General features: G+C 62.6%; 16 protein-coding genes. 3 read left to right on the top strand and 13 right to left on the bottom strand.

The genetic code is table 11. The annotated features are described in order from the left end of the window. Positions 1–118 precede the first annotated feature (118 nt). Complete coding sequence (locus NYE40_RS11725; protein ID WP_028597647.1) at positions 119–661, top strand: cupin domain-containing protein; 543 nt, start codon at positions 119–121, stop codon at positions 659–661. 218 nt (positions 662–879) lie between these two features. Here NYE40_RS11725 and NYE40_RS11720 read toward each other — a convergent pair whose 3' ends face one another. The 5 genes from NYE40_RS11720 to NYE40_RS11700 all read right to left on the bottom strand — a co-directional run bounded on the left by NYE40_RS11720 (position 880) and on the right by NYE40_RS11700 (position 4,132). Next, positions 880–1,665 (bottom strand): HAD family hydrolase, encoded by a 786-nt coding sequence (locus NYE40_RS11720; protein WP_028597646.1) that lies wholly within the window; start codon positions 1,663–1,665, stop codon positions 880–882. A gap of 39 nt (positions 1,666–1,704) precedes the next feature. Further along, positions 1,705–2,232 carry a hypothetical protein gene (locus tag NYE40_RS11715; protein ID WP_028597645.1) on the bottom strand — a complete coding sequence of 176 codons (528 nt, stop codon included), beginning with the start codon at positions 2,230–2,232 and terminating at the stop codon, positions 1,705–1,707. A gap of 64 nt (positions 2,233–2,296) precedes the next feature. Further along, positions 2,297–3,295, bottom strand: a complete 999-nt coding sequence (locus NYE40_RS11710) for an aldo/keto reductase (RefSeq protein WP_028597644.1) — start codon at positions 3,293–3,295, stop codon at positions 2,297–2,299. A 1-nt stretch (position 3,296) separates the two neighbouring features. Further along, positions 3,297–3,491 carry a DUF896 domain-containing protein gene (locus NYE40_RS11705; protein ID WP_028597643.1) on the bottom strand — a complete coding sequence of 65 codons (195 nt, stop codon included), beginning with the start codon at positions 3,489–3,491 and terminating at the stop codon, positions 3,297–3,299. 158 nt (positions 3,492–3,649) lie between these two features. Further along, complete coding sequence (locus NYE40_RS11700) at positions 3,650–4,132, bottom strand: LysM peptidoglycan-binding domain-containing protein (protein WP_084136657.1); 483 nt, start codon at positions 4,130–4,132, stop codon at positions 3,650–3,652. Between the two features lie 207 nt (positions 4,133–4,339). On the opposite strand from NYE40_RS11700, the gene lexA reads away from it, so the two are divergent. Then, positions 4,340–4,963: a transcriptional repressor LexA gene (gene lexA, locus NYE40_RS11695; RefSeq protein WP_028597642.1), complete on the top strand. Its 624-nt coding sequence runs from the start codon at positions 4,340–4,342 to the stop codon at positions 4,961–4,963. 162 nt (positions 4,964–5,125) lie between these two features. Here the strand turns inward: lexA and NYE40_RS11690 are convergent, their stop codons facing one another. From NYE40_RS11690 to NYE40_RS11680, 3 genes are all read right to left on the bottom strand, one after another. Further along, complete coding sequence (locus tag NYE40_RS11690; RefSeq protein WP_052332980.1) at positions 5,126–5,704, bottom strand: hypothetical protein; 579 nt, start codon at positions 5,702–5,704, stop codon at positions 5,126–5,128. Positions 5,705–5,880: 176 nt separating this feature from the next. Next, positions 5,881–6,093: a DUF6171 family protein gene (locus NYE40_RS11685; protein WP_240478946.1), complete on the bottom strand. Its 213-nt coding sequence runs from the start codon at positions 6,091–6,093 to the stop codon at positions 5,881–5,883. A 63-nt stretch (positions 6,094–6,156) separates the two neighbouring features. Next, positions 6,157–7,656: an alpha-N-arabinofuranosidase gene (locus NYE40_RS11680; RefSeq protein WP_028597640.1), complete on the bottom strand. Its 1,500-nt coding sequence runs from the start codon at positions 7,654–7,656 to the stop codon at positions 6,157–6,159. A gap of 173 nt (positions 7,657–7,829) precedes the next feature. Between NYE40_RS11680 and NYE40_RS11675 the strand changes: the two genes are divergently transcribed. Beyond that, positions 7,830–8,771: a helix-turn-helix domain-containing protein gene (locus tag NYE40_RS11675; protein ID WP_028597639.1), complete on the top strand. Its 942-nt coding sequence runs from the start codon at positions 7,830–7,832 to the stop codon at positions 8,769–8,771. Between the two features lie 113 nt (positions 8,772–8,884). Here the strand turns inward: NYE40_RS11675 and NYE40_RS11670 are convergent, their stop codons facing one another. The 5 genes from NYE40_RS11670 to NYE40_RS11650 form a co-directional block, all read right to left on the bottom strand. Then, on the bottom strand, positions 8,885–9,343 hold the full coding sequence (locus tag NYE40_RS11670; protein ID WP_028597638.1) for a GNAT family N-acetyltransferase: 459 nt from the start codon (positions 9,341–9,343) through the stop codon (positions 8,885–8,887). A gap of 15 nt (positions 9,344–9,358) precedes the next feature. Further along, the gene (gene glnA, locus NYE40_RS11665; protein ID WP_028598351.1) at positions 9,359–10,687 is read right to left on the bottom strand and encodes a type I glutamate--ammonia ligase; all 1,329 of its coding nucleotides are present in this window, start codon (positions 10,685–10,687) and stop codon (positions 9,359–9,361) included. Between the two features lie 48 nt (positions 10,688–10,735). Continuing rightward, positions 10,736–11,149, bottom strand: a complete 414-nt coding sequence (locus NYE40_RS11660) for a MerR family transcriptional regulator (RefSeq protein ID WP_028598352.1) — start codon at positions 11,147–11,149, stop codon at positions 10,736–10,738. Between the two features lie 92 nt (positions 11,150–11,241). Next, complete coding sequence (locus NYE40_RS11655) at positions 11,242–12,492, bottom strand: methionine gamma-lyase family protein (protein WP_028598353.1); 1,251 nt, start codon at positions 12,490–12,492, stop codon at positions 11,242–11,244. Between the two features lie 127 nt (positions 12,493–12,619). Continuing rightward, positions 12,620–13,639 (bottom strand): AAA family ATPase, encoded by a 1,020-nt coding sequence (locus NYE40_RS11650; RefSeq protein ID WP_028598354.1) that lies wholly within the window; start codon positions 13,637–13,639, stop codon positions 12,620–12,622. Positions 13,640–13,651: the final 12 nt, after the last annotated feature.

Genomic DNA, 13,651 nt, shown 5'->3' with positions numbered 1-13,651 from the left:
GTGTAGCAGAAGAAGAGCCGAGTGAAAAGAACTCTCATCGACAAGCTGTGCAAGTTGATTTATAATAGAGGGTATAAGCTTATCCAATACATGCCCATAGGAAAAGAGGGAATTAGCCATGGCTGAAATTCGCATCCGCAATACGGACGAGCGCATCTCCGGCGAGGAGCAGGTCAAAGCATTTTTGGATTCGCAGGAAGTGCTGTACGAGCATTGGAATCCGGACAAGCTGGACGAATCGCTGCGCGAGAAGTTCGTCCTGACCGATGAGGAGAAAGCCCGCATCCTCGAGACGTACGATGCCGAGATCCGCGATCTGGCAAGCCGCCGCGGCTATCAGATCTGGGACATCATCACGCTGTCCGAGGCGACGCCGAACATCGAGGAGCTGCTCGCCAAGTTCGAGAACGTCCATACGCATACCGAGGACGAGATCCGCGCCATTACAGCCGGACGCGGCATCTTCATCATCAAGGGCACGGACGATGTCGGCTACTTCGACGTCGAGCTCGAGGCGGGCGATGTCATCTCCGTACCGGAGAACAAGCCCCATTTCTTCACGCTGATGGACAACCGCAAGATCGTCGCCGTGCGCCTGTTCATCGAGAAGGACGGCTGGATCGCGCATGACTACTCCGATCCGGAGTTTCAAAAGGCCTGATTCCATTCCTGCGGCACAACGATGAAAAAGCGCCTGCTCCCTTGCGGAGCAGGCGCTTTTGCTGTGCGATGGAATCGGCCGGCGCGGAGGGCACACCGCCGCGGCCGCATGAGTCCCGCCGACCGCCGCGGCCGCATGAGTCCCGCCGGCCCATGCGGCCCATTGGACTCATGCGGTCGAACGGCATTGCGGACCCGCGGGTCCGCATGGCACTTCCCTCAGCCGAGCAGCTGAAGCAGCTGGTCGAGCCGCGAGATCTCATGCTGCGGCACGATTTCGTCCGAGCGCGTCTTGCCGTCGCGATTGACCCAGATGCTCGTCATGCCGATCGTATTGGCGCCGAGGATATCCGTCGTCAGCTTGTCGCCGACCATGACCGCATCCTCGGGCTGCACGCCGATGAGCTCCAGCGCATGGCGGAACAGGCTGGCGTCCGGCTTGCCGATGCCATAGTTGCCGCTGATGACGATCTCGTCGAAATAAGGAGTCAGCTCCGGCACGCCGAGCAGCTTCTCCTCCTGCAGATCCGGCGTGCCGTTCGTCAGCAGCAGCAGCTTGTACTTGCCTTTGAGCGCGTCCAGCACCTCGAACGTCTCCTCATACACGATCGGGCGCTTGCGCCGCTCCTCGGGGAACTTCTCCGCCAGCTCGGCTCCGAGCTCCGGATCGTCCACGCCGAGCGCGGCCAGACCGCGCGTCCACGATTCCCGACGGTAGCCCGGCGCGAGCTGCTCCAGCTTGCGGAACGACTCATGCTCGCCGCCGCTGAAGCGCGCCCAGAGCCCCTCGAACGGGTTGATGCCGATGCTTTTGGTAAACTCAAACGTCTCAAAGGAGCTGTACAGCTCCCGCGCCGCCTCGCGAACCGCCCGCTCCAGGCTGGCGGGATCGACTCCCCGCTTCGCCTCGGCGAGCTCGCATGTGGCGCGGAAGGCCTCCTCCACGCTGCGCTCGTCCCAGAGCAGCGTATCGTCCAAATCGAATAGAACCGCTTGTTTCGCCATGTTCCCGTCTCCCCCCGGCACTCGTCCGAATTGTCTAGGCTAGCTTTTTTGGAAAGGAATGCCGTGCGCCGCAGCCAGCTTCTCCAGCCGTTCGCCCATCTGCTCGACCGGATAGCGGTTCATCAAGCGCGAGAACACCCAGTTGCCGCCTTTTGCCGGCTGGATGACGACATATCCCTTTTGCACCATGATGCTTTTGATCTCATCCTTGCCAAGACGTTTGTCCCCCATCATGCGGCGAGTCTGCACATGATCCGCTCCGACCTGCAGGTACGGGCGCCGCACGAAGAACATCAGCGCGAGGAACGCGTATGCGGCGACGACGAACCAACTCAACGTCTGGCTCGTGCCGTCTTCCTGAACCTGCATCGGCATCAGCAGCGTATAGGCGCCGACGAACAGCAGCAGCAGGATCGGCGAGATGAAGTTGCGGCCCTTGAAGCGCGTCGTCGCGCTCGAGCTGGCGGCAGAGCTTTTCGCCGCGATCGGATCGATGCCTCTTTTTTTCAAATTCTTGTTGAGCTGCGCCGAATTCCGGCGCACCTTGCGTTCCCAGGAGCGTGACAAATCGGATGACCTCCATCTAGAATTCTTTTCTACTCGTTGAAGCGGGCCGCGCGCGGCCCGCACGTCATTCGGCCGGGATCAGGCCGCGGTCGAACTTGCGGATGAAGCGCGTCGGATAATCGTCCGGCAGGCGGCTCGCCTCGTCCAGCTCCGCCCAGGCGTCCTGCTGCAGCGTCCAGCCCGCGGCGCCCATGTTGTCGCGGAACTGCTCCAGCGTGCTGGCGCCGAAGATCGGCGAGACGACGCCGGGCGCCTGGATAAGCCAGCGCAGCGCCGTCTGGGCCGGGGTCCGCCCCGCCGCCTCGGCGATCTCCTGAAGCTTGTCCAGGATGGCGAAGTTGCGGTCGGTCGCCCGCAGCTCCCATGCGCTCTCTCCCGACGGACGGGACAGCCGGCCTTCCGTCGGCTTGTCCTTGCCGTAGCGGCCGGTCAGGAAGCCCCCTGCAAGCGGCGCCCACGGAATGATGCCGACATTCTCCTCCAGGCTGAGCGACACCAGCTCGCGCTCGATGTCCCGGCAGGCGAGGCTGTATTGAGGCTGCACGCTTACGAAGCGCGACCAGCCCCTCGCATCGCTGATGGAGAGCGCCTTCATCATCTGCCAGGCGAGATAGTTGGAGCAGCCGATGTAGCGCACCTTGCCGGCGGCCACGAGATCGTCGAGCGCGCGCAGCGTCTCGTCGAGCGGAGTGAGGCGGTCCCACACATGCACCTGATAAAGATCGATATAGTCCGTGCCGAGCCGCTTCAAGCTTGCCTCTACGTTCTGCACGATATGCTTGCGGGACAAGCCGACGCCGTTGACATGGGGCTCGGTGCGCATCCGCACCTTCGTCGCGAGCACGATCTCGTCCCGATACGGCTTGATCGCGCGTCCGACGATCTCCTCCGAGCGGCCCTGCACATATACGTTCGCGGTATCGAGGAAGTTCCCGCCCTGCTCGCGGAATTCCTCGATCATGCGCGCGCTGTCGGATTCCGACGCGGTATGGCCGAACGTCATCGTCCCGAGGCACAGCTCCGAGACGACGAGGCCGCTGCGGCCAAGAAGACGGTATTCCATGCTATTCCTCCTTCTCCTTCTCCGGTCCGTCCGTCCATTCGATGCTGTCCAGCTGCTGCCTGAAATTGCGCTTGAAATTGTCCAGGTATTCCTTGCGCAGGCGGGTGCGCTCTATGACTTCATCGGGCGTGAGTCCGATCGTCTTATCCTTGCGGGACAGCTCGTTGATCCGGTTGATCAGCGCATTGATATCCACTTCCGATTCCTCCCCCCTCGACCGAAAAATGCTTTTCCTTCTCACTTTGAACGATGAGGGAAGACATGTCAAGAAAGCAGCCCGGCCCTCAGGCGGAGGCCGGAGGGCTGAATGGGGAGTCTCTCATTATGGGGGGAGGCCGCAGCATAGGCCGAAGGTCAGCGGGTGGCCGGAATGATGAGCGTGTCGCCTGGCTCGATCGACGGGGAAGCGAGGCCGTTGCGCTTCTGAAGGCGATAGACGCCCTCCCGGGTATCGGCGGCGATGGCGTGAGCGGAGGCGATCGACCAGAGCGTATCGCCGGCGGTCACGACTACGGTTCCTTCGTCCGGTCCAGCCGGAGCGATCTCGGCTCCCTCGGCTCCGCCGACGCCCCAGAGGCTGACGAGAAGCAGGACAAGCAGCAGCGCCGAGACCGTCCACGGCAGCAGGCGGCGGACCGTCCATGAGGAAGCCGGCCGGAACGAAGCCCGCTCGCGGCTCGCGGCGGCACGCCGCGGCCCGGCGCCGGCACGGGCAGAGGATGCGCGGCGGAGCTGGCTCGCGGCGCGGTCCATATCGGAGGTCATGGGCGAGAGCCCGCCGTCGTACGGCGAAGATGCGGCTTGTCTTGGACTGCTGTATCCCGATAATGTCAACATGAAATCCACTCCCCAAACATTTGTTCTGGCTTCAGATTAGCACGAACGCTTGTTTCCGTCAACGGCATTTTGGAACATTTGTTCCCTTCCCTGCGATCGATCGGGCGAACAGCTGTTTCTCGAACTTATGTTTGTACGAACTCGGGTTCTGTGGTATACTTTTGAAAACGCGTATGGTCTACTATACCTATTCTTGGAGTGAGTGCGATGTCTAAAGTGTCCAACCGCCAGCAGGCGATTCTCGACTTCATCAAAAACGAAGTCCGCGACAAGGGATACCCGCCTTCGGTCCGCGAGATCGGCGAAGCGGTAGGGCTGGCATCCAGCTCGACCGTCCACGGCCATCTCGACCGCCTGGAGAAGAAAGGCCTGATCCGCCGCGACCCGACCAAGCCGCGCGCGATCGAGATCCTTGACGGCGATTCCCCGACGGAGCTGCCCTTCCCGACCGCGGTCAGCAAGATTCCGGTCGTCGGCAAGGTCACGGCCGGCATGCCGATCACCGCTACGGAGAACATCGAGGAGTACTTCCCCCTCCCGGCCCATTTCGTCGGCGACCATGACGTGTTCATGCTCAGCGTCATCGGCGACAGCATGATCGAGGCCGGCATACATAGCGGCGATTACGTCATCGTCCGCCAGCAGTCCTCCGCGACCAACGGCGACATCGTCGTCGCGATGACGGAGGATGACGAGGCCACCGTCAAGACCTTCTACAAAGAGAAGGACCACATCCGCCTGCAGCCCGAAAATGCCTCGATGGAGCCGATCCGGCTCAAAAATGTCAGCATCCTCGGCAAGGTGATCGGATTGTTCCGCGACATCCACTGAGCTTGTCCGCCCTTTTCCGGCCGCTCGTCCCGAGAGGCCTGACGGCGCCGAGTTTCCTTCATTACCCAGCCGCTTCCGCCCTTATTCAACGAAGCGCGCACTCCGACAGAGTGCGCGCTTTTTTGTCAAAGGTTCTCGTTTTTCGCGATGCCGAGGCGGCGTTCAACGAAGCTTCTCCTGGAAAAATTCATTCACATAGACGAGGCGGCTTCCCGGCAGCTTGAAGCTCATATAAAAGCCCGCGCTCTCGATATGGATGCCGGCAAGATAGCGGCTTCGGGCATAAGGCAGCACGAGGCGCTTCAGCCTCCCCTCGTCGCTGCGGCTGACCGCCAGCGCGACCAGCCGCGCATAGGCCGGATTCGACGACAGCCTCCGATAAAGCGGCAGGATCGCACGGCTGATGAGCCGCAGCGCTTCCGGCTGAAAGGTGAACTGCGCCATGCCGGGCACGATCGTCGTCGCGTTGGTATAATGCCCGAACGGCTCCGCGACCCGCACATCCGCGAAAAAGCCGATGCCGTTCGTGCTGAACGATTGGATGTCCCGGCGCGGCACGAACCGGCCGAGCAGCTTCAGCAGCGTGTCGAGATCCGCCTCGCGCACCGCTTCGCACCAGCGTTCGGCGAACTTCCTGCTGCGCAGGAACTCCCGGTACAGCGGCAGCATGACGCCGGCCGTTCGGGATAGCGCCGATGGCGGCAGCGGTCCGGGCGGGACCCGCCTGCGGGACGAGCTCATGCATGTCACTCCCTTCCGTTGCCGATTCTCTCGGACTCAGCATATGCGGACGTCGAGAGCGATAGACCGGAAGGACGGCAGCAAAAAAAACGGCTCCGCAGCCGAACCGGCGATCCTGCCCGATCGCCCGGTCCAAGCTGCCGGAGCCGTTCCTCCCGTCTAACTGCCCGTCGCCGCTATGGCTCGCTCGCCCAGCGCCGCTGCCCCGGCAAAGGACATTCGCGCGCTCGCAGCCAGGCGACAACGGGCATGATGCAGCCGCAGGCCCGGCAAGTGACTCCATCCTCCAGCTTCGCGCACGATCGGCAGGCCTCGAGGCGGCGCTCATAGGTCGCCGCCTCGACCCGCTTGTCCGGGGCGAATGCCGACGTCGCAAGCAGCCTCTGCATCTGCGCCTCGGTCACCCGGTAGCCTTCCCGGCAGCCCTTGCAGTCGGTATCGGCCATGCTGCGTCAGGCTTGGGCCGGCGCGCTCAGCTTCAGCGTCACGACCGACATCGGCGGCAGCGTCACGACCAGCTCCTCGCCCTGCCGCTTGAAGCCGTCGAACGCCTCCGGACGCAAGCGCTCCGGATGCTCGAACGTGTTGTGCGCGTCGATGCTGTCTCCGGCGAGCACGAGGCCCGACCAGCTGCCGCCATCCTGCAGGCCGCGCAGAGACAGCGTCGTCTCTGCCGAAGCATGAGGATCGAGATGGCAGAGGCTGATGTGGACGTTCCCTTCCTGGTCGCGGGTCGCCGTTCCGCTGACCGCCGGAATCTCTTCCTCGCCGAAGCGATAGCTGCCGCTCGTCAGCTGCAGATCCAGCCGCTCGGCATCCTGATGAACCTTGTACATGTCGAACACATGATAAGTCGGCGTCAGCAGCGCCTTGTCTCCCTCCGTCAGTACGACCGCCTGCAGCACGTTGACCGTCTGCGCGATGTTCGCCATCCGCACGCGGCGATTATGCTCGTGGAAAATATGGAACGTCAGCGATGCGACCAGCGCGTCGCGGATCGTGTTCTGCTGATACAGGAAGCCCGGGTTCGTGCCCGGCTCGACGTTGTACCAGGTTCCCCATTCGTCGACGATGAGCGCCACTCGGGCATCCGGATCATATTGATCCATGATCGCGCTGTGGCGCGTGATCAGCTCGTCCATGCGGAGCGACTTCCGGAGCGTGGAGAACCACTCCGCCTCGTCGAAGCCGGTCGCGTCGCCCTTGTCCTGCCAGCTGTCGCGCGGCAGCGTGTAGTAATGAAGCGTCAGCGCGTCCATGAATCGTCCCGCCTCGCGCATGAGCACCTCGGTCCAGCGATAGTCGTCGGAATTCGCGCCGCAAGCGATGCGCTCGATCCGGTTGCCGCCGTAGTTGCGGACATAGGTCTGGTAGCGGCGGTACAGATCGGCATAATACTCCGGCCGCATGTTGCCTCCGCAGCCCCAGTTCTCGTTGCCGACGCCGAAGTACGCCACCTTCCACGGCTCCTCGCGGCCGTTTTCCGCGCGCAGCTCCGCCATCGGGGAGACGCCCTCGAAGGTCAGGTACTCCACCCATTCGGCCATCTCCTGCACCGTGCCGCTGCCGACGTTGCCGTTGATGTAAGGCTCGCAGCCGATCTGCCGGCACAGCTCCATGAATTCATGCGTCCCGAAATGGTTGTTCTCGACAACGCCGCCCCAATGCGTGTTGATCATGCGCTTGCGCTTCTCGCGCGAGCCGATGCCGTCCTTCCAATGGTACTCGTCCGCGAAGCAGCCTCCCGGCCAGCGCAGCACCGGAACCCGGATCTGTTTAAGCGCTTCCACGACATCGTTGCGGATGCCGTTCGTATTCGGAATGGGCGAGTCCTCGCCGACCCAGAGGCCCTCGTAGATGCAGCGGCCCAGATGCTCCGAAAAATGCCCGTATACATTTCGGTCGATCTTGCCTTTTTGGATGTCCAGATTCAAAATGCCTTTTGCGGTCATGGTTGACGCTCCTTTAATTAATGTTATTATTAATCTAGTAATAGCTACGCGAATAGTATACGGAACGTCTTTCCATCCGTCAACGTGTTTTGCACAGCGGCAAGGCCTTGCTTGTATTTCATCCGCCGCTTCCTTACGATGAAGACAAAATGACTTGAAAAGGATTCGATTCCATGGAACAAGATCTCTCGCTTGACCTGACCGAGGCTTCCTTGCCTGTCTACGAGGCGCTGGCCAGTCCGGTCCGGCTGCGCATCCTGCGGCTGCTTCAGGACAAGCCGATGAACGTCAAGGAGCTGGCGGCCGCCTGCAGCCTGTCCAGCGCCATCATGACGATGCATGTGCGCAAGCTTGCCGAAGCGGGACTGCTCCGTTACGAGCTCGTTCCAGGCAAAAGCGGCGTGCAGAAAATATGCCAGCCTGCCGCCCGCTCCTTGCAGGTCCGGTTTGCCGACGACCTGCCTCCCGTCCGCCGCAAGAGCCACCGGATCGAGCTGCCGGTCGGACATTACTCGGACTTCCGCATCGAGCCGACATGCGGCCTCGCCACGACGGAAAGCGTCATCGGCAGCTTCGACGATCCGCGCTACTTCTGGGAGCCGGGCCGCATCTCCGCCGCGATCCTCTGGTTCGGCGGCAAGGGCTTTGTCGAATACAAAGCGCCGAACTATCTGCTGTCCAGCCAAAGGCCGCTTGAGCTCACGCTGACGCTCGAGGTCGCTTCGGAGGCGCCCTCGACGAACAACCACTTCCCTTCGGACATCACCTTCACGCTGAACGGCGTCAAGCTGTGCACCTGGACAAGCCCCGGCGATTACGGCGATCGGCCCGGCAAGTTCACGCCCGAATGGTGGTCGCCGTTCACGAATCAATACGGCTTGCTCAAGCAGCTGCGCGTCACCGGCGACGGGACGTTCATGGACGGACTCAAGCTGTCCGAGGTGCGGCTGCAGGATATCGAGCTGCGCCGCCGCGAATGGACGCTGCGTCTGTCCGTCGAAGAGGATGCCGTCCATCGCGGAGGCATGACGCTGTTCGGCAAAGGCTTCGGCAATTATGACGAAAACATGGCGCTGGAGGTCGTCTATGAGGACGGCGAGCCTTCCGCTCCTTGAGCAAAGCCAAAAAAGAGCGTTGTCCGCAAAAGGGACAACGCTCTTTTTTATCATGCTGAACCGCTTGCTTCAAGCATCGCGGCTGGCTGACGCAAGCGCGCAGCCGAGTCCGCCTACGCCAGCTCCTTGGTCATGAACAGGCTGTTCGGGTCCAGTACATAGCTCGCGAACGGACCGCATTCGACGAATCCGAACGAAGCATAAAGCCTCTGGGCCGGGAAGAAAGACTCCATCGAGCCGGTCTCCAGGCTGAGCCGCTCGTAGCCGCGGCGGCGCGCTTCGCCGATGATATGCTCCACGAGCGCCCGCGCCACGCCCTTGCGCAGATGACGGGATGCCGTCCGCATCGACTTCAGCTCTCCGTGACGGGCATCGAGCTGCTTGAGCGCTCCGCAGCCGAGCAGCTCGCCGTCCTCCCACACGCTCCAAAAGGTGACCTCCGGCTTTTTCAAGCCGCTCAGATCGAGCGCATGGACGCTCTCCGGCGGAGAGCTGTCCGCCATGTCGCGCAGATGCTCGGCGATCAGCGCCTGGATCTCGGGGCCGTTCAAATCGTCGATGATGATCTTCATCTTGCTAAGCCCTCATCAATACAGCGTCAGGTACTGATCGCGCTCCCACTCATGCACTTGCGTCTTGTACATGTCCCATTCGATCTCTTTGAGCTCGTAGAAGTGGGCCAGCGCATGGTCGCCGAGCGCCTCGGTGACGATCTCGCTGCGGAGCAGCTCCGTGAGCGCCTCGCGCAGGTCTTCCGGCAGGCTCGGGATGCCTTCATCCAGGCGCTCCTCGTCGGTCATGACGTAGATGTTGCGATCGGTCGGAGCCGGCAGCGGATACTTGTTCTTGATGCCGTCCAGGCCGGCCTTCAGCATGACCGCCAGCGCCAGGTACGGGTTGGCCGCCGGATCCGGATTGCGCACCTCGACGCGCGTGCTGAGGCCGCGGGACGCCGGGATGCGGATCATCGGGCTGCGGTTGCTCGCCGACCAAGCGACGTAGCACGGAGCTTCGTAGCCCGGCACGAGCCGCTTGTAGCTGTTGACCGTCGGGTTGGTGATGGCGGCCATCGCGCGCGCATGGCGCAGCACTCCGGCCATGTACTGGCGCGCCGTCGCGCTCAGGCCGAGCGCGTCGCTCTCGTCATAAAACGCGTTCTCGCTGCCGCGGAACAGCGACTGGTGGCAGTGCATGCCGGAGCCGTTCACGCCGAACAGCGGCTTGGGCATGAACGTCGCATGCAGGCCGTGCTGGCGGGCGACCGTCTTGACGACAAGCTTGAACGTCTGGATCTGGTCCGCCGCCTTGATCGCGTCGGCGTACTTGAAGTCGATCTCATGCTGTCCCGGAGCCACCTCGTGGTGGGAAGCCTCGATCTCGAAGCCCATCTCCTCGAGCGTCAGCACGATCTCGCGGCGGCAGTTCTCGCCGAGATCCATCGGCGCCAGGTCGAAGTAGCCGCCCTGGTCGTTGAGCTCGGTTGTCGGCTCGCCTTTTTCGTTCGTCTTGAACAGGAAGAATTCCGGCTCCGGACCGACGTTCATCGCCGTGAAGCCCATCTCCTCGGCTTCCTTGAGCGCGCGCTTGAGGATGCCGCGCGGGTCGCCCGCGAACGGCGTGCCGTCCGGCATGTAGATGTCGCAGATGAGGCGCGCGACGCGATCCTGCGTCACCCAGGGGAAAACGACCCAGGTGCTCAGATCCGGATACAGGTACATGTCGGATTCCTCGATGCGGACATAACCTTCGATGGAAGATCCGTCAAACATCATTTTGTTGTCGAGCGCTTTTTCAAGCTGGCTGACCGGAATCTCCACGTTTTTGATCGTGCCGAGCAGATCGGTGAATTGCAGGCGGATGAAGCGGACGTTCTGCTCCTGGGCGATGCGGGTGATGTCATCTTTCGTATAGCTCACGAATATCGGCTCCTCGCAGTAGAGTAGGTGGTCGGGAATAGGACTCGGTTATCGTTTGTTGTTGAAAAAGCGGCTGAGCTGGCCCTGGATGAGGGAAGCCTTGCCGGGGCGCTTCTCCTGCAGCTGCTGCTTGAGCAGCAGGCGGAGCTGCGAGTCGCTGAGCTCGCGGCGGCGAACCTCGGAAATTTCGGTCATGACGGTCGCTTCCTCGGATTCCTTGGATACCGGATTCATGACCTGCTTGATGCCGGCGATATTCACGCCCTTCTCGATCAGCGACTTGATCTCGAGCAGGCGCTCGACGTCGTTGAAGGAGAACAGACGCTGGTTGCCGGAAGTCCGCGCCGGCACGATCAGCTCATGCTGCTCGTAGTAGCGGATCTGACGCGCGGTCAAGTCGGTCAGCTTCATTACGATCCCGATCGGGAACAGCGCCATATTGCGGCGTATATCGTCAGCCATGTTCACATCAACCTTCCAGTTTCGATAAGGGATGAGCTTATTGTACCTGCAGGACATGAAGGTGTCAACCGATGTGAGGTTCTTGTGTGAGTTTACATTACAATTATATCCTGCTTGGCCAGACGCTCCAGCGATTGCAGCAGGCCAAGCTTGACATGGGCATAGGTCAGGCCGCCCTGCATGTAGGCGATGTAAGGCTCGCGGATCGGCGCGTCGGCCGACAGCTCGAGGCTGCCGCCCTGGATGAACGAGCCCGCCGCCATGATGACGGGATGCTCGTAGCCCGGCATGTCCCATGCCTCGGGCACGACATGCGAGTCGACGGCCGCAGCCGCCTGGATGCCCTGCACGAACGCCGTCAGCGCTTCCGGACGGCCGAAGCGGATCGCCTGGATGAGGTCGGTGCGGGGCTCGTCCCAGCGCGGCGACGTCTCGAAGCCGAGCCGCTCGAACAGGCCGGCCGCCAGCACGCTCCCTCGGAGCGCCTGGCCGACCAGATGCGGCGCGAGGAACAGCCCTTGGTACATGGCGCGCAGCGTGCCGAGCATCGCGCCGACCTCCCCGCCGATGCCCGGCGCGGTGAGGCGGTATGACGCCGCCTGCACGGCCGCGGCCGTGCCCGCGACGTAGCCGCCGGTCGCCGCGAGTCCGCCGCCCGGGTTTTTGATGAGCGAGCCGGCGATCAGGTCGGCTCCGACCTGCGTCGGCTCCAGCCGCTCGGTGAACTCGCCGTAGCAGTTGTCGACGAAGACGAGCACATCCGGCTTGATCGCCTTTACCCGCCGGATCATCTCGCCGATCCGCTCGACGGTGAACGACGCCCGCCAGTCGTAGCCGCGCGAGCGCTGGATGCCGACCACCTTCGTGCTCGGTCCGATCAGGCGCTCCGCCAGCTCCCAGTCGACGTCGCCCTCCGGCGTCAGCGCCGCTTCCCGATAGCCGATGCCGAAGTCCTGCAGCGATCCGGTGCCGTCGCCCGGCTTGCCGATCACTTTATGCAGCGTGTCGTACGGCCGTCCGGTCAGGTACAGCAGCTCGTCGCCGGGCCGCAGCAGGCCGAACAGCGCGCAGCTGATCGTATGGGTGCCCGAGGCGAAATGCGGCCGCACGAGCGCCGCCTCCGCGCCGAACACCTCCGCATAGACGAGATCGAGCACCTCGCGTCCGCGGTCGTTGTAGCCGTAGCCTGTCGAGCCGTTGAAGTGGAAGTCGCTCACGCGGAATTTTTGAAAGGCCCGGATCACCTTCCACTGGTTCTCCTCCGCCATGCGGTCCAGCTCCTTGAACCGCGCCTCCATCCTATCCTCGGCCTCGCGGGCGAGCTTCATCAGGTTGTCCATCATCGTTGTAAGTTCCGCTCCTTCATTTCGGTTGTACTCCGCAGGAAAAGAGCCCCGCCGGCCGCAGCCGGCGAAGCCCGATTCCTCCTTGCGGCCGGCCCCTCCGGGCGCGCCTCTCGCGCCGCCCGGCTCAGCCGTCCGGCTTTCCTTTGCCGTCCCATCGCATATCCTCCGGACGGAGGCTCATCAGCTCCTGCCTGCCCGGACTCGAGGAGGCGTATTGGTTCAGCAGCCTCACCGCCTGATGGCGGATCGCCTTCTCGATGAGATTGCGCACGTAGCGCGCATTGCTGAACGAATACAGCGTCGCCGTCTTTTCCTGCATCAGATGCGTCCTGAGCTTGAACACCGTCTGCGGCATGAGGGCGTAATCGCGGTCCTTGGCCATCAGCTCGGCGATCTGGATGAGCTGGTCGACGGTATAGTCCGGGAAGTCGATCTGGATCGGGAAGCGCGAGGGCAGCCCCGGGTTCGTCATCAGGAAATGCTCGATCTCCAGCGGATAGCCGGCAAGGATGAGCACGAACTGGCTGCGATGGTCCTCCATCGCCTTGACGAGCGTATCGATCGCTTCCTTGCCGAAGTCCTTTTCTCCGCCTCTCGCCAGGCTGTACGCCTCGTCGACGAACAGCACGCCGCCGAGCGCCTTTTTGACGAGATCTCGCGTCTTTTGCGCCGTATGGCCGATATACTCGCCCACGAGATCGGCTCGCTCCACCTCGATCAGATGTCCCTTGGACAGCAGCCCCATCTTCTGAAACAGCTTCGCCACGATGCGGGCGATCGTCGTCTTGCCGGTGCCGGGGTTGCCCTTGAAGATCATATGGTACACCTGAGCGCCTCCGGAGAGGCCGGCTTCGGTCCGCATCTGACTGATCAGCAGCAGAGCATAGATCTCGTAGATGAGGGACTTCACGCCCTCCATGCCGACCATAGGCTCCAATTCCTTCTGGATCTCGAGATAAGGGTCCGCCGAGGGCGGCACCGCGGCCGGACGCGGCAGAGCCGCAGCCGGTTCGTGAGGCGCATCGACGCCGGCCAGCGCCGGAGCCGATGCCCCGAGACCGTACGTCTCATGATGGCGCAGCACGACATTGATCTGGCGGGAGGGCCGGGAGCCCTTGGCTCCCGAAGCGGCGTGTCCGTTCATCTGCGGCATCAC

The organism is Paenibacillus sp. FSL W8-1187 (assembly GCF_037965485.1).
GTDB classification, from domain to species: Bacteria; Bacillota; Bacilli; order Paenibacillales; family Paenibacillaceae; genus Paenibacillus_O; species Paenibacillus_O pasadenensis.
The sequence above is the reverse complement of the archived record's forward strand: the minus strand, read 5'-3'. Positions and strand labels throughout refer to the sequence as shown.